Raw genomic sequence first — 18,847 nt, forward strand, 5'->3', positions numbered from 1 at the left:
CGGGGCGTTTTTGTTTTCCACTACCAACAAAGGCAATGACCATGTCCACAGACACACTCTCCCGCGAGACCGCGTTGTCGGTATCGCCAACTTCGATGGATGCACCGACACTGACCAACAGCGATGCCACGGTCGGCGAGCGGTTGCAAAACGAAACGACCGCGGTTCGGTTGAAGATCCACTGGCCGGGCGTTCGCAAGACGCTCAGCCAAGACCAAACCCGTCAAGCCGCCGGAACGTTTGACGCCGACATCAAGTCGGTGTCGGCGTCGAAGAAACTGCTCGACACCGGTCACCCGGCGTTCCGCGCCGCATCGGCCGTTCGCACCCAAGCGGCCGACCACTGGAAACAGTTGACGCTGCCCTACGTCGAGCCCGGAATGCGATTGATCCGTCGCCGCGACATTACAGCGTTCGACGATCGCATGTCGACCGTCCGGGATGAACTGGCAAGCGCCGTCGAACAACTCGAACGTCACTACGACGAGATGATCGATCAGGCACGCGAGCGACTTGGTGACCTGTTCGATGCCGGCGATTACGCGACCAACTTGCGGGATCAATTCGGCATCGAATGGGACTATCCCAGCGTCGCACCGCCGGAGTACCTGCTGCGGGTCAGTCCGCAGTTGTACTACAGCGAATGCGAACGGGTGCAGCAGCGTTTCGACGAAGCGGTGCGATTGGCCGAGCAAGCGTTTGCCGATGAGCTTGGCCAGTTGGTCAGTCACTTGGCGGAGCGACTGAGCGGCGAGGCGGACGGTTCGCCGAAAGTCTTCCGTGATTCGGCGGTAACGAACCTGCTGGACTTCTTTGATCGGTTCCAGCGTTTGAACATTCGTTCGGACGAGGATCTTGATCGGCTGGTCGAGCGGGCCCGCGGCATCGTGACGAATGTCTCGCCGCAAGACCTGCGTGACCGCGTTCCGATGCGACTTCGGGTGGCCAATCAGTTGGCGGCCGTCGAGTCGTCGCTGGACGATTGGATGACCGATCGTCCGCGACGAAGCATCCTGCGTCGGTCAAGGTGACAGCGATGGAACTCGTCATCACCACCGACGGCGACGTGCGGATGATCTACGCCGAGTCGATCGATCTGCACGCGATCGGGTTGCCATCGATCCGTCGTGGTTCGCACGTCGAACCAACGGCGGGCGGCTGCTGGACGGCAGATCTGTCTCCCGTCGGCGGTCCGGTACTCGGACCATTCCCGATTCGATCGTTGGCACTCGATGCCGAGATCGACTGGCTCCATCAACACTGGCTCTTGCCCAACTGATGAGCTTCCCATACCAATGTGCCGGTGACGTTCACCGGCACGCCCTTACGCCTGAATCCCAAAAGAAAATTCCATGAACGTCCCCAAAATCACGGTCGGCCTGCAACAGAAGATCGGACAACCCAACTTCGGCAGTCTAGGAGCGAGCTGCGTCGTCGAGGTCCAGCTCGACCAATTCGAATCCGAAGACGGCGAAGCCATCGAGCAGCGGGTGCGTCAAGCATTCGCCCGCTGCCGCCGCAGCATCGACGACGAGCTCCGAACGCTATCGCCGGCGACGGCCAAAGGTCCCGGCTGTGACAATGGAGAAACGCCACCGTCGCCAGTCAGCCGCCCTCGAGGCCACCGTCCGGCAACCGACAAGCAGATCCGAGCGATACAGAAGATCGCTGGCAAACAGGGCATCATGTTGGCCAGTGAACTGCAGGCCCGCTTCCACGTCACGTCGCCAGACCAACTGTCGATCAGCCAGGCCAGTGCCCTGATCGACGCGCTGAAAGAAACCGGAGCGGCCGTCTAACCGAGCCGCCACTCAACCGATCGCAGTGCCCTCACCGGCACCGCGATCTTCTTTAGCCCCCAGCTCTTCAAGGCTATGAGGCACCTAATCACGTACCCGACATGATTCAAAGGCCAAAAAGTGAATCCCTGGAATGGGATTCACTCGCAAAGCCGGAAAGACTAGCCGACGACGATCTCGAATTCACTGCAGTTAAGGCTGAAGCCAGAATCCGATCTGCGACTGCTTGCCCAGGCACGTGCCTGGGCAAGCAGTCGGCCAGAAGTTTGAAATCGAGTACTACTGCCGATCTATTTGACTCGGAGTAAGTTGTCCTGCAATCGCATTTTCAACTTGTTGGTTCCAAAGCTCGCAATTGTCTCGCTGCAATTGACGAATCGCAAATACATGTTCGACCCAATAAGGCAAGTCATTTTCAAATTCATTGCTTTCCGAGACATAAGCTGGAATGACGGGGCGACTCTTGAAGAAGCGACCATACTTGAGCACCGGCGTTGGCGACGGAAGCGAACCATCGTCAAGTTTTCGAGCGATCGAAATCCAGTGATTCCAAGACAACTCTTTGAACGGACGTAATGGGTAAGATATGGCCGGTTCACCGTTGATTTGCCAAATCGGCGCCTTAATAGTCAGCAACCCAAGGAAGTATCCGATCATGATGGTTGATTCGGCAACGACGTTTGCTCTCGCTACCCCCTGGGCTCTGAGTCCGCGGCGCAGTGCTTCCATGGCGTGTAGATGCCGCAGAACGGCAACTTCCTGATTCGGTTCGGTCACGAAGGGATACATAGTTTCATTCGACGAGAATTTCGCGAACCTAACGGACGCCAAAAATGCCAATTTACTATTCGCGGCGGTGTTGTCACTTAAGGAGGTTGCAATGGTCTTTGCGAAAGGACGGCAAGCTTTCAGAAAGAAGTCTTCACCAATCCAAACATTATCAGGCAGAAAGATCACCTCTCGATTTCTCGGATGATTTGTTGCTCTAGGCATAGTCCGACACTCCTTTGAAACTAGACACAAGTGTTTCTGCAGCGATCAGTTGATTGGTAAAAACTCTTGGATAGTCATCCGTCGCGACGGGCAGGTAGCCCTCCCGGTCAAGTGGAAAACAAAGTGACCGATCATTGTCTGCGGTAGGGGGAAAGCTATTCGGTAGCTGCAACTTTGGCGGATCTGTCGAATCATCAGGACTACGCCGACTGATGGTCGAGAGAGCACCAGTGTCAAGTTGTTGGATAAGGTTTGCACGCATCCGAATCAATTCCGATGGGTCTGTGATGCGATTGGTTCGCAGTGCGTACGCGAATTGATTCTCGAGGTGGTCATAGGTAACTATCTGGCCAGTTTTTCCAGCTTTCATCTTTTGATCAGACAGTTTTTTACGCCCCAGCCTGCCCTCGTGACGGTAGCAGACTTGGGGCGAGTCGCTAAATGGTTTCCTGAAGAGGGCGGCCAGTCGGTCTGTAAGACCTCCCTGCTTTAAATTCCCGATGTTTGCATGTCGGCCGGTGACCAAGAAAAGGTGGAGGTGGCTCCAAAGTAAATCCGGATTGGTTTTAACCGGTTCTAGATGCAGACCAATGGCATACTCATGGATACGTTGGTTCAGGGTGGTATTGAGCTTATTGTAGGCTCCTATCGCTACGGCAATCCTGCCACGGCCCTCGTTGGCGAAGTTGGCCGACCGTAGCTCGTCGCTTTTGTTATTCGGTTTCGGCGTCGTGAAGACGTAGCTATGAACTCGAAGTCCACGCCGTGGGACCCGACCAACGACTATTTCGGAACGTTTCGCTTGCTGAATGGATTTGCACATTAGGCAGTAACCAGTGCGGCGGCAGTAGTTCCTGCGTTTGAAGATGGTCTGATCCCGGCTTTTTGGATTGTTTCCTACGAACCGACCGCAAATCAGTGCTTCGGCAAGAGCGGTCAGGCTGAAAGCCCGCGACTCAGCTCTGAGTTGAATGTATTGCAGGTTGGCTTCTAGTTGTTTTATGTACTGGGCTGCGGTGTGGTGGTGTTGGCCTATTTCTATAGTCGGATTAGCAATCTGACCTGGGTGGGTTGTTGATAAAAGATGGGTTTCCTTAGAGGACATTTGATACCTGTATCTAGTGGCGGATATGTACTAGCGGCCCGTGCCGCAGATAGACATGGTTCTCGCACAGAGTTGCCAGGAACCAAGGCGAGTTTTTCAACAGTCGCGATATGGACCAAGGCATCGACTTCTTGGCGTTCCTACCACACATCTGTTACCAAGCAATGTCAGTTTTTGCGGGCGATTTGGGGTAGCAGCCCGACCGACCGGCGCTATGGCAAACTGCTGTTAGCAGAAGTTCCCAAGCACTCAAGGGGAGTTTTTTACAGTTGTGCGAACGTCAGAACGCCTCGATCGCAAGGTCTGTTGTCACCACCAACTCGTTGAGATTGGTGGTTGGCTTTCTTGGTCCTGTTGGCAGCGAAGAACACAACTTGGTGATTTCAAAATCTATGCAATAACCAAGTGACCCCAGTCGGACGCCGGACGCTGACGGGAAGGCAAAGATCACACACCGGCTCATTCAGAGGTAGGCAGTACTCATGAGAAGCCATTTGCGGAACCCAATACTCATGCCTGGCGAGCGGCTAGCCTGGTTCACAACTGCGGATGGCGGTGTGCAGTCTTGTTCGCCGCTAGCAGAGGCCGCGTTCCCTGCAACTTCTGATTCCCACGACCAACCTTGCCAAGGAGATGTCTCGTGGCTGACTTGTTAATTCGCGACACAGATCGCGACGAATTGATACGGGACACAGCCGAAGCGGTCGCCCAGTTGCTCCGGTCGGAGAGCGCGTCGGAAACTAAGCCGATGCTGGTCGATGGCGATGAAATGGCGCGGCTGGCGAGCATCTCGCGTCCAACAGTAGATCGCGGGGTTCGGTCTGGATTGATTCCCAGCGTCATGATCGGTCGAGCCCGCCGGTTTCGGCCGGATGCGGTGATCGCCGCGTTGGAGTCAGCGGGCAGTGAGTGAATGACCCGCAGTGATCAGCGGCGACTCGGGTCATGTTGCCCTGGGGCAACATAATGCGAACAAATAGTACATGGATCTTGGAAATGGTCCGCTGGAGTTCGATGGGTGGGCAGCCCTGCGTGGTTTGTCCACGAGTGATTTGAAAAGGGTTCGTTGGATGGCATCGTTAGAGTATTTTTCATTCGAGGGTCGGAATTGCTATCGCCTTCGGTTCCTGATGGGCAAGAAACGCAAGAGCCTTGGACTAGGGCCGGTGGATGAAGCTGCGGCCGTGATCGCCAAAGAGCATGTCGAGCACCTGCTGTCCCAGGGGAAACGGGCCCGACCGCCGCACGAGCGAACGATTCAATGGACAGAGTCGCTCGACGATGATGTTCATGGGCGACTTGCCGCGATGGGGCTGGTCGAGGCGCGTGAGCGATGCGAATTGCCTCGTACCGTCCTGGCGTTCATGCGCTCGTATATCCGGGGCCGAACCGACTGGAAGAAGCCCGCGAACCATCGTCAGTCAGTGGATCACCTTGAGGGGTTTCTCAAGAAGCGAGACGTACCTTTGTCGTCGCTCACCCGAGGAGAGGCCGAGCGATGGCACCGATGGATGATGGACCCGAAACTGGGCCCAGGCCTTTCCGCGAACACGGCAGGCCAACACATCAAGCGGTGTCGCCAGATGATGCGTCAGGCCGTAGACGAACGGCTGATCGAGGCCAATCCGTTTACTGGCATTAAGGTCGACTTGCGATCGGACGTCTCCAAGAATCGGTTCATTGACGCCAACAGTGCAATCGCTATTGCCAACGCATGCCCTGACCAAGAATGGCGAACACTATTTGCACTTGGTCGTTACGGCGGCTTGCGTTGTCCGTCCGAAGTGTTGCGGCTTCGCTGGTCCGATATCCATTGGGACCGTGGGAGGTTCAAGGTGACGGCACCGAAGACCGAACGGTATGGGAAGGGCGAGCGGATCATCCCATTGTGGCCCGAGCTCGTGGCTGAATTGAACGATCTATTTGGTATCGTCCAACCCGGTGTCGGCTGTTCAGCCGACAGTTTCGTGATCACTCGGTACCGCAGTTCGGAAACCAACCTGCGAACGTCGTTCAATAAGATAGTTGCCAATGCCGGCATCGCCGTGTTCCCCAAGCCGTTCATGGCACTCCGAGCGAGTCGCCGCACCGAATTAGAACGTACCGGTCGGTTTGCGAACCACGTGCTGAATGATTGGTTTGGGCACTCTGGGGCGATCGCAGAAACGCACTACCTGCAAACGACCGAAGCCGACTTCACCGAAGCGACGATTGCCCTACCACCTTCCGTCGTAGGGCAACTCGTAGGGCAATCTGGCGGCACGCAGGAAGCATCTGCAGAGATCAACCCACAAAAAAAGCCCGGTAAAACCGGGCTTAAAGGCTCTTCAGAAGGGCCAGGGTCGGCCGAAAAATACACCCGGCAGGATTCGAACCTGCAACCCTCGGTTCCGAAGACCGATGCGCTATCCAATTGTGCCACGGGTGCGTCTTCCCAGAGTTTAGCGTTTCTTGGAGTGCGCTTCTAGAGGCCCTGTGACGTGCCGTTACTTTAATTTCACTGTCGGTCTTGCTGGCGCGATCGTCGCCGTGCTTTGGACGAACTTCTTGACCAATGTCTCGTTGCCCTCAATGCCGATCAGTCCTACAGCGATCGCGTCATCCCGAATGGAAGCGAGAATTGCTACACTTCGCTGCTTCGCCCATGATCCAGACTCGAACCAGAGATTTATCCGATGCCGAATATTGGTCGCATGATTGCCGCTTCTGCTCACCGCGGAATTGCCTATGCCGAACGTTTGATCGTCGGTATCGAGTCCAACGATTTTGCGAGTTTCGCTCGCGTCGGTGACCGCGTCATCGAGTCGAATCATCCCGCGTTCATCTGTGGCCACCTCAGCATCTATCCTGCAAACATCTTGCAAAATCTGGACGTGGACGCTGGCCAGATCGCTCCCACGGACGAGTTCTCGCGTTTGTTTTCTCACGAGGCCAAATGCGTCGACGGCCGAAATGGGGATGTCTATCCGGCGATGGACAAAATCACTGATGCGTTTTTCGCCGCTTACAAGGTTGCGACTGCGGCCATTGAATCGACGGATGACGAGGTCTTTTTGCGTGAAAATCCGAATGAACGGATGCGAACTATGTTTCCCACCATCGGGGCGATGCACGCGTTCTACGTCGGCGGCCACTTCATGATGCACATGGGGCAATGGAGTGCTTGGCGCCGCGTGATGGGGATGCCCGCGGCCTAAACGCCGTTCACTGCAGTCGCCCGGTTGACCCCAAGCAATTTCGCGGCCAAACGCATGCTTGCGGAAATGGATTCGGCGACGGTGTAGAATTCTGATCGGCAATGCCCTACTGCTTCCCACCGCTTCCTATCGCCCCTTCATCGAATTCATGCATACACTCACGCGTCATCATCTCTCGATTGCCGTTTTGGTCCTGACTGGCCTCCTTGGGACCGCCAACGCCCAGGAACGTCCGAACATTCTGTTCATTATGTCGGACGACCATACCGCCCAAGCGATTGGCGCGTATGCGACTCTGTTGAAGGACTTAAATCCGACACCCACGATCGATTCCCTTGCCGCCGAAGGCATCTGCTTCGACAACGCCTTTTGCACCAACTCGATTTGCACTCCGTCGCGTGCTTGCATCATCACGGGACAGTACGACCATGTGAACGGCGTTTTTGATCTCGGCGGCAAAATCAAACCAGCCGACCAGGCATTGCCGATTGCAATGAAGAAGGCCGGGTACCAAACCGCAATGATCGGTAAGTGGCATCTCGGCGAGGAACCGAACTACGACTATTACAAGGTGCTACCCGGACAGGGAAAGTACTTCGATACCGAGTTCATCACGCAGGGTCAAAAGCCATGGCCGAAAAACACGGTCGCATACAAAGGTTCGCACTCGACCGACGTCATCACCGATTCGACCCTTGATTGGTTCAAGAACGAGCGAGATCCGTCGAAGCCGTTCTTCGTTTGCCATCACTACAAGGCGCCGCACGATTACTTTGAGAGTCATCCGCGGTACGACAGCTACCTTGCCGACGTGATGATTCCCGAACCGAAATCGTTTTGGAAAAAGCCCGACACTTGGGGCTCCATCGCTACTCGCGGACACAACGATGAACTGGTTCCGCACATTGGAACTTCGATCGGCCGGCGAAACCCAAGGCGTTCGTACGCTGCCGATTTGCCGAAGGAATTTCCGAACGAGTTTAAGTGGGACTATAAAGATCCGACGCTGTCCGATGCGGACGTCAAGCGATTGGCGTATCAGGCGTATCTGAAGAAGTACCTACGCTGCGTCAAAGGCGTCGACGACAACTTGAAGCGTCTGTTCGACTATTTGAAGTCGGAAAATCTGTTCGATAACACGGTGATCGTCTACACCGGCGACCAGGGATTCTGGTTGGGCGAAAAAGACTATCAAGACAAGCGTTGGGCCTACGATCCTTCCGAGCGAATGCCGTTCATTGTCCGCTATCCCAAGTCCGTAAAAGCGGGAACGCGTAGCGACGCGATTGTTGAAAACGTTGACTACCCTGCGTTATTGCTCGACTTCGCAGATGCTGAGATTCCGGCGACGATGCAAGGAAAATCTTTCCGGTCCATTTGCGAAGGCCACGGCGAACCCGACGACTGGAAGAAGGCGACGTACTATCGCTATTGGATGCACATGGCCCACCACGACAATCCCGGCGAGATGGCGATTCGTACGAAGACACACAAGCTGATCTACTTCTACGGATGCGACTACCAGGGCGGCGATCAAACGCCACCGGCGTGGGAATTGTACGATCTTGTTCGCGACCCTGATGAATTGAACAATGTCTACGACGACGCAAACTATGCCGAAGCGCGCGACGAGCTGAAGTCGCAATTTGCTTTGCTTCGCAAAAAAGTTGGCGACGACGGGTCGCACTTTCCCAAAGCCGAAGCGGTCGTCCAAGAGTTCTGGGACTACGATCAAGACGATCGCAAGAAAGCGATAGAAATTTCCAGTGCCTTTCTCCAGCGGCGGGAAGCCAGCTTGAAACCGAAGAAATAGGTAAGGGGCATGCGTTCTTCTTTTCGGTGGCTGTGCTTGATAGTTGCATGCCTCGCCTACTCTGCGGCGCGAGCCGACGAGGGGCTACGCCAACGTGCGATCGATACGATGCGGGCGGCATCGAGTTACTTTCATGGGAACGTCGCTTCGCACGGCGGCTATGTCTATCACTATTCGCTAGATCTGGCCGACCGCTCGGGCGAGGGCGTGACCACAAAGGATCAAATTTGGGTTCAACCGCCGGGCACACCCACGGTGGGATTGGCGTTTCTAAGTGCATACGCTGCGACGGGCGATCGCTTCTCTTTGGACGCCGCGATCGACGCAGGCAATGCACTGCGGTATGGACAACTGAAATCGGGCGGTTGGACCAGTTCGATCGACTTTGATCCCAAAGGCACGCAATCAGCGGACTACCGAAACGGACGGGGGCGAGGCAAGAACTATTCGACGCTTGACGACGGAAAGAGCCAGTCAGCGATTCAGTTTTTGGTTCGATTAGACGAAGCAACGGAATTCAAGAACGAAGAAATTCACGATGCCGTCTCGTTCGGATTGAACGCGATGATCGGCGCTCAATTTTCAAACGGTGGATTCCCTCAAGCATGGCCGGGTGCCAATGGCCCGCGTCCGGGACTGCATGCGGACTTCCCCGACTACGACTGGCGGATCGAACACCGAATTAAAGAGTATTGGTTCCTTCCGACGCTCAACGACGACGTTCCGGGTGAGGTTGCCCGAACCTTAGTGGAAGCATATCGCGTCTACAAAGACGAACGATTCATGGAATCGCTTCGTCGTCTCGGTGATTTCTTGCTGTTGGCTCAATTGCCGGAACCCCAGCCAGGCTACGCCCAGCAGTACACATCGGAAATGAAGCCGGCGTGGGCTCGTAAATTCGAACCGCCTGCAGTCGCGAGCGACGAGACCCAGGAGGTGTTGTTCACATTGATGTTGATCGCCCAACAGACGAACGAAAGAAAATACTGGAAGCCGATCGAGCCAGCGATGAAATGGCTGGAACGTTCGCAATTGGACGACGGATCATTCGCAAGATTTTACGAATTGCAAACCAATCGTCCACTCTATATGAACCGTTCCGGCGACACGTACTCACTGACTCACGACGATTCTGACCTGCCAGGTCACTACAGTTGGAAGATCAAATCAAAGCTGCCTCAACTGCGAAAGTCGCTGGACCGATTGCGGGCTGGCCAGTCGCTTGAGAGCTTCGATTCCCTTTCAACGCTGACAAAGAAAGCGGTCACCATTGTTGACTCATTGGACGAATCGAAGCGGTGGGTTGATGTTTCGGATGGTTCGCGAATGGTCGGTCAGTTCACAATGGCTAGCGGCCAACGTTTTCTGTCTAGCGAGACGTTCAGCAAGAATCTGACAACCCTAAGCCAGTTCGTCGGGGCGTCGAAGGAATAGCGTCCGCGATTCACTCGTTTTGGTAGAACCGGATGTCGCTGGTGGTTGCCCCGGTCAATCCGCAAACACGTGAGGCGAATTTCACGGCATTGGGCAAGATCTCGGCCAGCGGACGGGAATGGACCAATCCCGCGATGGTTGCCGATGCGAAGGCATCACCCGCGCCAACGGTGTCGGCGATCTTTTCGAGCGGTTGAACCGGCGCGTGGGTCTGACCGTCGGGGCCAATCCCGTATGCGCCTTTGGATCCGCATGTCACCAGAACTGTATTGATCCCGAACCGCTTGCGCAGCGTGTTTGATGCTTCGTAGATTTGCGATTCGTGCTGGCATGGCTCGTCCACCAATCGACTCAGCTCATCCTCACTCAGCTTCACCCACGTCGCGTCACCGATCAACGTGCTTAACCACTTCGCATCGAAGAACGGGTCACGGATGTTGATGTCGACGAAACGGCGTAGACTGCTTTGACGGATCAAATCTGTAATTGTCTCTCGCGACTGATGAGACCGGCACGCAAGGCTGCCGTAGGCGAGGATCGAGAACTCACTTGGGTTGACTTGAAAGTCAGGTCGGGAAATAAAATCGAAAGCAACGTTTTCGACGATTTCGTACTGCGGCTGGCCGTCGACAATGGTGACCGCGACGCGACCGGTTGGGCGGTCATTCTGTTGCAAACCTCGGGTGTCCATTCCCCAACTGAACATTGAATCGCGAATCTGCTTGCCGTCATCGTCATTGCCGATTGCCGACAAGAACACCGGTGGAAGGCCCAGCCCCTGCAGATTCCAAGCGACGTTCATTGGCGCTCCGCCAAGGATGCGTTGGCCATCGGGAAAATGGTCAAACAGAACTTCGCCGGCGATCAGAGGAGGCAGCGTTTGTTGGATTTCAGTCATGATGGCCTGCTTCACAAGAGAGAATCGGATCAGCAATCAGCGTCCACTGATATGCGTTCGCAGTCAAGCGTTCGAGGAGAAGGAGTTTCGATCCGTGCGCAGGATGCATTCCGATTGGAAAGCAAATGGCACGAAGGGATCATGTCAATTTGGCTCGAATTCGCTGAGCGATTTCGGTGGTCGCTTCGATCCCCGTGTCAAAAAAACCGGCGAAGTGAACAAAGCCGTGGAGCATCGAGTCGTAGCGTTTGGTCGTGGTGGTGACGCCTGCGGCGGTTAGCATTTTGGCATAGGCTTCGCCTTCATTGGAAAGCACATCGTATCCGGCCGTGATCACGTGAGCTTCGGGAAGACCGGCATGCGAGGCGGCACGCGACGGTACGGCCAAAGATGATAAATTCGGATCCCTCGGATCCTGTTCCCCCAGATACTGACGCCAAAAATACTCCATCGTCGCTCGCGTCAGCCCGTGTCCGGTGGCATAGTCTCGATAGGATTTCGTTTCGAAGTCGGGCGCGATGACGGGATAGATCAGCACTTGAAGTCGGATCGCTGGCCCGCCTTGGTCTCGCGCCTTGATCGCAACGGCAGCGGCGAGCGTGCCACCAGCGCTGTCACCGGCAACTGCGATCTTGCCAGCATCGATCGCGAAATCGGCTGCAGCATCGACGACGGCCGCCGTGGCTCGAAAGCACTCGTCCACCGGGCCCGGAAACGGACTTTCGGGCGACCGTTGGTAATCGACCGAAATGACGGTGCATTGCGACATTGCCGCTAATCGCCGGCAAACTGCATCATGCGTGTCAAGGCTACCGAGGACCCAACCGCCGCCATGGAAAAACATGACAAGCGGCGAGGCTTGACCGACAACGTCACTGTACAACCTCGCCCTGATGTCGCCCGCCAACGTGATGTCTTCGACGCGTTTGATGTCTGGACCGGTTCCGAACAACTCGGTCAACCCGGCGAACGCAGCTCGCGCCTCGTCTGGCGTCAGCTCCTGCCATGCGGGCGGATTTCTTTCGGCAATGGAATCGACGAATGCTTGAGCTTGGGGATGGAGCGACATGGATTGGATTGGTTGAGCTGAGGTGATTGAGTAGGCGAGAGATGGAGATAGCGAACGCGTTTGCAAGCAGTGTCGCCAGTCATTTTGCCTCTCATTTTCAAGCGGCGAAAGACTGTCCCATCCGAAATGTGGGCGTGCCTTCAAGCAAGTGTTCGCATTTTCCAATTCTATAAATGACGAGCTTGCGAGGTTCGAGTTCCGTTGTCAAAAGACCTTACGACTGGCTATGGCTTAGAATAGTGTCGGTAATTCCACTTCACTGAATTTCGGCGTTAAAAAATGATTCGTTTGCGTGTTATCTGTTCACTTCTCGTTGCAATTCTGGGCGCCGTGTCCGTTCAAGCACAGCCCGTTGCGAAGCAGACCAAGAAGCCCTCCCCACCGTTTCAATGGGTGAATCCACCGGCTGGAAAAATCGCGGGCGTGACGCATCACTCGTTTAAAAGCACGTCACTGAAGCAGCCTGTGGGCTACTGCCTGTACCTTCCGCCGAGCTACCGAGAGACCGGTGATGCCGTCGAGCAGAAGTATCCCGTCGTCTATTACCTTCACGGTGGACGCCCTGGATCGGAAACCAAGTCGATTCGTCTGGCAACCTATATCGATGCAGCGATGCGTGCGGGAGAAGTTCCCGAAATGGTGTACGTATTCGTCAACGGCGGGCCGGTCAGCCACTACAACATGCCCGACGATCCGACAGCCCAGGGGCAAGGCGTTTTCCTGAACGAGTTGATCCCGCACATCGAGCAAACCTATCGCGTGATTGCAAACCGTTCAGGTCGTGGCTTGGAAGGGTTCTCGCAAGGAGGACGCGGCACGAGTCGGATAATGTTCAAACATCCGGAACTCTTCTGCAGCGCGGCGCCCGGTGGCGGCGGTTACTCGACCGAGAAAAATATCTCGGAAAACAATGGCGAAGAGAACCCAAAGCTGATCTTTGCACCGGGCGACAACACTTGGGATCTCGCACGCGCCTACGCTAAGAATCTGCAGGCAAGGTTCCCGCTGCGTATTCAGTTCCACGTCGGCACCAAGGGATTCAATTACGAAAACAATCTCGCGTTCATGAGCTTCCTGGCCGAGAAGGGGATTCCCTTTGAGAAGGTCATCGTTCCGGATGCCGGCCACAGTGCAATGCAGATCTACGAAACCCGTGGCAATCAGATCATGAACTTTCACGCCAAATCATTCGGCCTGGACACGGACGTGGCAGAGTGAGCCTACAATGAACGCTCGAGGATCGGTCAAGTTTCCGGCCGCACCATCGGTTTTTTCTAATCCAGGTTGGCGGATCGATAGGCTGAATCGACATCAACGCCGCAGGCGCGGCTAGCTGAAAATTGCGGCCTCACTGTCGTCACTCAAACGGATCAAAATATTATGAAATCGAGTCTGTCTTCCTTCGCCGTCCTCGCGACCGTCGCCATCTCGCTGGCTTTTCAAACCGATGCCCCCGCCCAGGATGGCTCGCCGGCTCAGTCGAACACGACCACGCAGCCCGCCACGGGTTCGAAGGCGCAAGACTTTAAGCTCACAGCCGTTGCCGGCTCAATGGAAGGCGACGTTCGGTTGAGCGAACTGCTGGAAGATGGACCTGTCGTGTTGGTTGTACTGCGAGGTTTTCCCGGATATCAGTGCGGTATTTGTTCCCGACAGGTCGGTGAACTGATGAGCAGCGCAAAAGCATTCGCTGGGAAGAATGCCAAGGTCGTCATGGTCTATCCTGGCGCTGACGATGGCTTGGAGGCTCGCGCCCGCGAGTTCCTCAAAGGCAGCAATTTGCCGGAGCCTTTCAGCCTGTTGATCGATCCGGGCTACGAGTTTACCAATGCCTACGGCTTGCGATGGAATGCCCCACGCGAGACAGCTTACCCATCCACGTTCGTCATCGGCACGGACGGCGTGATCAAGTACGCCAACATCAGCAAGGGACACGGCGGCCGAACGTCCGCGAAGGATATTTTGGCGAATCTATAGTTGAAGAAGGGCTCGTGCCGAACTCTTCGAGGCTTCTGTTGTGACGTTCACTGCCGACTCTTCGACTTTTGGCGTCGCTCGTTCTGATCGAGCGCAGCCTGCATCAGACGTTCCAATTGCGTTCTGTCGGCTATGCCGAATCCAGTGACACCTTCGCTGGATATGGCGCCAAAGTCGCATTCGCAATCGCCTGCGGATAAAGGACACTCAACAACGCCGCGAACCGAGGAATGAATCTGGTCACAGCCGGTTTCGCGGACGATGGTTTCCAAGTTTTCAGCTCGCACGCCTCCACCCACGACGAACTGGATCTGGGAGCCGAAATCACGAATCAGTTGTTGAGTCGTCCGGATGCCCGCGACGGCGGTCGTAGACCCGCCACTTGTCAAAATTCGGTCGAATCCGACATCAATCAGTTGGCGAGCCGCGAGATGCAAGTCGGACGTTCCATCGAACGCCTTGTGAAACACAAGCGTTGCCGAAGAGCATCGGCGTCGGATGGCTGCACATCGCTGAACATCAATCGACCCGACCGAGGTGAGACAGCCGATCGCGATGCCATTGATACCCGCAGCCAGCAGAACTTCGCAGTCCGCCAGCATCAGATCGAATTCAGCATCTGAGTAAGTGAAACCAGCTTCCCGCGGGCGAACCATGGCCACGATCGGCCCGCTGAACACTTGCCGAGCGGCACCCACTAAGCCTGGCGATGGTGTGAGGCCCCCGAGAGCCATGCCACTATTGAGTTCAATCCGATCGATTTGCAGTTCCGCCGCCAGCAGAACATCGTCGATGCCACCTGCACACAACTCGATCAACAGCCTGGGATGCGTCGGCGAGTTTTTCATGGAAACGGGACAGGATGAGGGACGGGGTCAAGCGGCCGTTTCTAAGACGGCGGAGCTGTTTTCTAGTTGCTCCACGACGGCACAGCCGCAGGCATCGCTCCATACGTTGACGCTGGTACGGGCCATGTCCAGGACTCGGTCAACGGCCAGGATGATGCCCTGCATTTCGATCGGTAGACCGACGGCTTGCAGGATGATGACCATCATCACTAAGCCCGCGTGGGGGATGCCGGCGGCACCGACGCTGGCGAGTAGCGCGGTGATTGCGACGATGATCTGCTGGGTCAGCGGCAGGTTTTGTCCGAAGTGAAGTTGAGCGATGAACAGCACTGCGATGGCTTCGTACAGCGCGGTTCCGTCCATGTTGATCGTTGCACCGAGCGGCAGGACGAAAGATCCGGTCTTGTTGCTGATGCCGGCACGCTTTTCGACGCTTGACATGGTCAGCGGCAGCGTGCCGTTGCTGCTGGCGCTGCTGAACGCGGTCAACAAAGCCGGCGACATCGCTTTGGCAAATTCGATGGGACTGCGTTTGGCAACGAACTTGACGATCAGCGGAAGTGTGATGCAGGCGTGGATCGCCAGCGCGATCGTGACGGCTAGCACGTACCAGCCGAGCGCCTTGAATACGCTTGGACCTTGGGTAGCCGTCACGTAGGAGATCAAGAAAAAGACTCCGACGGGCGCAAGCTTGATGATCGCGGTCGTCATCGCCATCATCACTTCGAACCCTGCCTTGGCTGCGTCGGCGATACGCTGGCTCGTTTCGCCACCGACCGCTAACGTGAACAATCCGATCGCGATCGTGAACGCGATGATGGACAAGAAGTTGGGTTCGACGAGGGCTGCGATCGGATTCGATGGAATCATCGCTTCGACTTGTTGAAAGAGTATCTCGCCAAGGGAAGCGGCTTCACCTGTCGCGTGAGGTTTCGCGGGTGCCGCGTTGCCGTTCAAGCCGGGTCGTACGATGTTTACGACGACCAATCCCGTCGTGATGGCGATCATGCTGGTTGCGACGTAATACAGAATCGTTCGGCGAAACATTCGCCCGACGTCGTCGGCACCACCAAGGCCCAAGATTCCCGTCAACAGTGAAGTGACGATCAACGGCACGGCGACCATCTGTAGCATGCGCAGAAAAAGCCCGCCGATCTTCTTGAACCAGCCACCGCATTGTTTGGCCATGCTCTGGCCGTGCGAATAGTAAAGCTCAGCGGCAACGGGATCGACTTTGCCGAGTTCTTCGACGGTGCGAAACGTTTGCTCGTCTTTCGCGAGCGGATCAACAGCTCTTTCTACCGTGACGCCATCGGTGCGAATGTATTTGATGAACGAGTGGTCCGACGAATCATCGATCAAAGCGGACTGGATGCCGACAGGCAAGTTGTCGCTGACCGAGACGCTGCTGGTCGACGCGGCAAGGTTCAGTGCGACGCCAATGATGGTGCCGGCGACCATGCCGATCAGAATTTGCCAGTGCAAGGCGAGACGGGTCATGGGGAGGACTTTGGTGCTCCCGCGCCGCCGCTCGCGGGCCATGAGCGGTTTTCTCGCTCACCATGACACATCCCCGCGAGCGGCGTCGCGGGGGTACGCGAATGTGCGAAAGTTATGACTTGGCGGCTTTGACGACCGAGTCGGCGTTGATGCCAAAGTGGGCATAGACTTGGTCGAACGGACCGCTGGCACCGTAGCCGCTCATGCCGACGAACTTGCCGTTGCTGCCGATCCAACGATCCCAGCTCATACGAATGCCCGCTTCGATTGCGACGCGGTTGGTGACCGACGGTGGCAGCACTTCGTCGCGATAGGCTTGCGATTGTTCGGCGAATAGGTCCATGCAAGGCATGCTGACGATACGAACTTTCTTGCCTTCCTTCTTCAGCGTTTCAGCCGCTTCGACGCACATGCAAAGTTCGCTGCCGCTGCCCATCAAGATCACGTCGGGGGTGCCCGCGCAGTCTTCTAAAATGTATCCGCCCTTCGCACAACCGGCCGCGGCCGCGTACTTCGTGCGATCGACGGTGGGCATGTTTTGACGTGACAGCACGAACGCCGATGGGTTCTTTGTCAGTGTCATCGCCTTGCGGTAACACTCGGCGACTTCGTTGGCGTCACCGGGACGGAAGACCATCAAGCCGGGGATCGCACGGCATGCGGTCAGGTGTTCGACGGGTTGGTGAGTCGGTCCGTCTTCGCCGACGCCGATTGAATCGTGCGTCAAAATATAGATGACTGGTTGGTGCATGATGGCTGCCAACCGCATCGCACCACGCATGTAATCGGTGAAAACAAAGAACGTCGCACAGTAGGACTTCAAACCGGAAAGCGACAGTCCGTTGGTGATCCCCGCCATCGCGTGTTCACGGATACCGAAGTGCAGGTTGCGGCCGGCATATTGGCGAGGCAGAAATTCGCCGGCGCCTTCGAAGGTCAGGTCGGACTTGTTGCTGGGCGCCAAGTCGGCGGAGCCACCGATCATGAACGGGACATTCTTGGCGATGGCGTTGAGGACTTTGCCGCCGCTGTTGCGAGTCGCGTCGCCCTTGTCGCTGGCTTCGAAGACGGGGATGTCTTTGTCCCAACCACTGGGCAATTCGCCGGCGAAGATCGATTTTAGTTCCGCGGCTTTCGCAGGTTCGGCCGACTGGTACTTGGACCAAACCGTTTGCCATTCCGCATACGATTTCGCACCGTTTTTGCCGATATTTTCGGCGAAGTGGTTCATGACGCCGTCGGGCACATAGAACTTTTCGTCGGCGGGCAGACCGTAGGATTCTTTGGCCAAGGCGACTTCGTCCCAGCCAAGCGGTGCGCCGTGGGCGCCGTGCGTGTTCTGTTTGTTCGGGGCACCGTAACCGATGATGCTCTTGACGATGATCAGCGTTGGCTTGTCATGACAAGCGTGGAACTTGGCGACGGCTTTGTTGATTGCATCCAGGTCGTTGGCGTCAGCGACTTTCACCACATTCCAGCCGAGTCCGGTGAACTTGGTCGCCATGTCTTCGCTGAAGGCAAGTTCGGTGTCGCCTTCGATCGTGATGTTGTTGTCGTCGTACAACCAACACAGATTGTCCAGCTTCAAGTGGCCAGCGACCGATGCGGCTTCGCAGGCGATGCCCTCCATCATGTCGCCGTCGCTGCACAGGGCGAAGACGTTGTAGTTGAACAACGCCAAGTCTTTGGTGTTGTAGTTGGATGCAAGCCACTTTTCGGCCATCGCCATCCCAACGCTATTGCTGACTCCGGCGCCCAGTGGGCCCGTTGTCGTTTCGATGCCAGCGGCTTCAGCGAATTCGGGGTGACCGGCACAGACGCTGCCGATCTGGCGAAACGTTTTGATGTCGTCCATCGTGATCGACGGTTTGTTGGTCGGTTGGCCTGTTTTCTTATCGACGGCTTTGACGCCGGTCAAATGCAGCGTGCTGTAGAGCAGCATCGAAGCATGGCCGCACGACAGCACGAACCGATCGCGACCGGGCCAATGCGGTTGGGCCGGGTCGTACCGCATTTCGTGGTTGAACAATTGGTAGGCGATCGGTGCGAGCGCCATCGGCGTGCCGGGGTGGCCGCTGTTGGCGGTCTGAACCGCGTCCATACTGAGGGCGCGGATGGTGTCGACGGCAAGGGTTCGGATGTCAGTCGATGCAGTGCTCATCAGCTTGTCCACACACGCGAAAAAAGAAGGGTAAGTCGTTGGCAAAAGGGTAA

Annotated in this window: 17 protein-coding genes, 1 tRNA gene and 1 pseudogene; 10 read left to right on the top strand and 9 right to left on the bottom strand. The window is 56.2% G+C overall.

Annotation, left to right across the window (positions count from 1 at the left end):
• Positions 1 to 41: 41 nt before the first annotated feature.
• The 3 genes from Poly51_RS14935 (at position 42) to Poly51_RS14945 (ending at position 1,799) form a co-directional block, all read left to right on the top strand.
• Positions 42 to 1,031 carry a hypothetical protein gene (locus Poly51_RS14935; RefSeq protein WP_146458618.1) on the top strand — a complete coding sequence of 330 codons (990 nt, stop codon included), beginning with the start codon at positions 42 to 44 and terminating at the stop codon, positions 1,029 to 1,031.
• Positions 1,032 to 1,036: 5 nt separating this feature from the next.
• On the top strand, positions 1,037 to 1,279 hold the full coding sequence (locus Poly51_RS14940; RefSeq protein ID WP_146458619.1) for a hypothetical protein: 243 nt from the start codon (positions 1,037 to 1,039) through the stop codon (positions 1,277 to 1,279).
• A 73-nt stretch (positions 1,280 to 1,352) separates the two neighbouring features.
• Entirely contained in the window at positions 1,353 to 1,799 is a 447-nt protein-coding gene (locus tag Poly51_RS14945) for a hypothetical protein (RefSeq protein WP_146458620.1), read from the top strand.
• Between the two features lie 279 nt (positions 1,800 to 2,078).
• On the opposite strand, the gene Poly51_RS14950 is transcribed toward Poly51_RS14945, so the two are convergent.
• Both Poly51_RS14950 and Poly51_RS14955 read right to left on the bottom strand, forming a co-directional pair.
• Positions 2,079 to 2,756, bottom strand: a complete 678-nt coding sequence (locus Poly51_RS14950; protein WP_146458621.1) for a hypothetical protein — start codon at positions 2,754 to 2,756, stop codon at positions 2,079 to 2,081.
• Positions 2,757 to 2,784: 28 nt separating this feature from the next.
• A complete protein-coding gene (locus tag Poly51_RS14955; protein WP_146458622.1) occupies positions 2,785 to 3,897 on the bottom strand; it encodes a hypothetical protein in 1,113 nt (370 codons plus the stop codon).
• Positions 3,898 to 4,537: 640 nt separating this feature from the next.
• Between Poly51_RS14955 and Poly51_RS31315 the strand changes: the two genes are divergently transcribed.
• Positions 4,538 to 4,810: an excisionase family DNA-binding protein gene (locus Poly51_RS31315; protein ID WP_246114520.1), complete on the top strand. Its 273-nt coding sequence runs from the start codon at positions 4,538 to 4,540 to the stop codon at positions 4,808 to 4,810.
• Positions 4,811 to 5,054: 244 nt separating this feature from the next.
• Here the strand turns inward: Poly51_RS31315 and Poly51_RS31605 are convergent, their stop codons facing one another.
• A complete protein-coding gene (locus Poly51_RS31605) occupies positions 5,055 to 5,189 on the bottom strand; it encodes a hypothetical protein (RefSeq protein ID WP_261344120.1) in 135 nt (44 codons plus the stop codon).
• 15 nt (positions 5,190 to 5,204) lie between these two features.
• On the opposite strand from Poly51_RS31605, the pseudogene Poly51_RS31805 reads away from it, so the two are divergent.
• Positions 5,205 to 6,041 (top strand): annotated as a pseudogene (locus Poly51_RS31805) (tyrosine-type recombinase/integrase); the annotation flags it as partial.
• A gap of 210 nt (positions 6,042 to 6,251) precedes the next feature.
• Here the strand turns inward: Poly51_RS31805 and Poly51_RS14970 are convergent.
• A tRNA-Arg gene (locus Poly51_RS14970) sits at positions 6,252 to 6,325 on the bottom strand.
• 265 nt (positions 6,326 to 6,590) lie between these two features.
• Here Poly51_RS14970 and Poly51_RS14975 point away from each other — a divergent pair.
• The 3 genes from Poly51_RS14975 (at position 6,591) to Poly51_RS14985 (ending at position 10,341) form a co-directional block, all read left to right on the top strand.
• On the top strand, positions 6,591 to 7,094 hold the full coding sequence (locus Poly51_RS14975) for a DinB family protein (protein ID WP_146458623.1): 504 nt from the start codon (positions 6,591 to 6,593) through the stop codon (positions 7,092 to 7,094).
• Positions 7,095 to 7,242: 148 nt separating this feature from the next.
• Positions 7,243 to 8,907: a sulfatase family protein gene (locus tag Poly51_RS14980; protein WP_146458624.1), complete on the top strand. Its 1,665-nt coding sequence runs from the start codon at positions 7,243 to 7,245 to the stop codon at positions 8,905 to 8,907.
• A 9-nt stretch (positions 8,908 to 8,916) separates the two neighbouring features.
• Positions 8,917 to 10,341: a pectate lyase gene (locus tag Poly51_RS14985; protein WP_146458625.1), complete on the top strand. Its 1,425-nt coding sequence runs from the start codon at positions 8,917 to 8,919 to the stop codon at positions 10,339 to 10,341.
• A gap of 10 nt (positions 10,342 to 10,351) precedes the next feature.
• Here Poly51_RS14985 and Poly51_RS14990 read toward each other — a convergent pair whose 3' ends face one another.
• Both Poly51_RS14990 and Poly51_RS14995 read right to left on the bottom strand, forming a co-directional pair.
• The gene (locus tag Poly51_RS14990; RefSeq protein ID WP_146458626.1) at positions 10,352 to 11,239 is read right to left on the bottom strand and encodes a carbohydrate kinase family protein; all 888 of its coding nucleotides are present in this window, start codon (positions 11,237 to 11,239) and stop codon (positions 10,352 to 10,354) included.
• Between the two features lie 139 nt (positions 11,240 to 11,378).
• Entirely contained in the window at positions 11,379 to 12,308 is a 930-nt protein-coding gene (locus Poly51_RS14995; protein WP_146458627.1) for an alpha/beta hydrolase, read from the bottom strand.
• A gap of 330 nt (positions 12,309 to 12,638) precedes the next feature.
• On the opposite strand from Poly51_RS14995, the gene Poly51_RS15000 reads away from it, so the two are divergent.
• Positions 12,639 to 13,526 carry an alpha/beta hydrolase gene (locus Poly51_RS15000; protein WP_246114521.1) on the top strand — a complete coding sequence of 296 codons (888 nt, stop codon included), beginning with the start codon at positions 12,639 to 12,641 and terminating at the stop codon, positions 13,524 to 13,526.
• A 162-nt stretch (positions 13,527 to 13,688) separates the two neighbouring features.
• Positions 13,689 to 14,285, top strand: coding sequence for a peroxiredoxin family protein (locus Poly51_RS15005; RefSeq protein ID WP_146458629.1), 597 nt, complete (start codon positions 13,689 to 13,691; stop codon positions 14,283 to 14,285).
• Between the two features lie 47 nt (positions 14,286 to 14,332).
• Here the strand turns inward: Poly51_RS15005 and Poly51_RS15010 are convergent, their stop codons facing one another.
• From Poly51_RS15010 to tkt, 3 genes are all read right to left on the bottom strand, one after another.
• Positions 14,333 to 15,133: a copper homeostasis protein CutC gene (locus Poly51_RS15010; RefSeq protein ID WP_146458630.1), complete on the bottom strand. Its 801-nt coding sequence runs from the start codon at positions 15,131 to 15,133 to the stop codon at positions 14,333 to 14,335.
• A gap of 27 nt (positions 15,134 to 15,160) precedes the next feature.
• Complete coding sequence (locus Poly51_RS15015) at positions 15,161 to 16,633, bottom strand: dicarboxylate/amino acid:cation symporter (protein WP_186775574.1); 1,473 nt, start codon at positions 16,631 to 16,633, stop codon at positions 15,161 to 15,163.
• Between the two features lie 112 nt (positions 16,634 to 16,745).
• Complete coding sequence (gene tkt / locus Poly51_RS15020) at positions 16,746 to 18,794, bottom strand: transketolase (protein ID WP_146458632.1); 2,049 nt, start codon at positions 18,792 to 18,794, stop codon at positions 16,746 to 16,748.
• Between the last annotated feature and the right edge of the window lie 53 nt (positions 18,795 to 18,847).

The organism is Rubripirellula tenax (genome assembly GCF_007860125.1).
In the GTDB taxonomy this organism is placed as follows: Bacteria; Planctomycetota; Planctomycetia; order Pirellulales; family Pirellulaceae; genus Rubripirellula; species Rubripirellula tenax.

Excerpts from the sequence above, each read along its gene's own strand:
- Poly51_RS14935 (WP_146458618.1), top strand. The coding sequence starts at position 42 with ATGTCCACAGACACACTCTCCCGCGAGACCGCGTTGTCGGTATCGCCA.
- Poly51_RS14940 (WP_146458619.1), top strand. The coding sequence starts at position 1,037 with ATGGAACTCGTCATCACCACCGACGGCGACGTGCGGATGATCTACGCC.
- Poly51_RS14945 (WP_146458620.1), top strand. The coding sequence starts at position 1,353 with ATGAACGTCCCCAAAATCACGGTCGGCCTGCAACAGAAGATCGGACAA.
- Poly51_RS14955 (WP_146458622.1), bottom strand. The coding sequence starts at position 3,897 with ATGTCCTCTAAGGAAACCCATCTTTTATCAACAACCCACCCAGGTCAG.
- Poly51_RS31605 (WP_261344120.1), bottom strand. The coding sequence starts at position 5,189 with ATGAACATCATCGTCGAGCGACTCTGTCCATTGAATCGTTCGCTCGTG.
- Poly51_RS14975 (WP_146458623.1), top strand. The coding sequence starts at position 6,591 with ATGATTGCCGCTTCTGCTCACCGCGGAATTGCCTATGCCGAACGTTTG.
- Poly51_RS14980 (WP_146458624.1), top strand. The coding sequence starts at position 7,243 with ATGCATACACTCACGCGTCATCATCTCTCGATTGCCGTTTTGGTCCTG.
- Poly51_RS14985 (WP_146458625.1), top strand. The coding sequence starts at position 8,917 with ATGCGTTCTTCTTTTCGGTGGCTGTGCTTGATAGTTGCATGCCTCGCC.
- Poly51_RS14990 (WP_146458626.1), bottom strand. The coding sequence starts at position 11,239 with ATGACTGAAATCCAACAAACGCTGCCTCCTCTGATCGCCGGCGAAGTT.
- Poly51_RS14995 (WP_146458627.1), bottom strand. The coding sequence starts at position 12,308 with ATGTCGCTCCATCCCCAAGCTCAAGCATTCGTCGATTCCATTGCCGAA.
- Poly51_RS15005 (WP_146458629.1), top strand. The coding sequence starts at position 13,689 with ATGAAATCGAGTCTGTCTTCCTTCGCCGTCCTCGCGACCGTCGCCATC.
- Poly51_RS15010 (WP_146458630.1), bottom strand. The coding sequence starts at position 15,133 with ATGAAAAACTCGCCGACGCATCCCAGGCTGTTGATCGAGTTGTGTGCA.
- Poly51_RS15015 (WP_186775574.1), bottom strand. The coding sequence starts at position 16,633 with ATGACCCGTCTCGCCTTGCACTGGCAAATTCTGATCGGCATGGTCGCC.
- tkt (WP_146458632.1), bottom strand. The coding sequence starts at position 18,794 with ATGAGCACTGCATCGACTGACATCCGAACCCTTGCCGTCGACACCATC.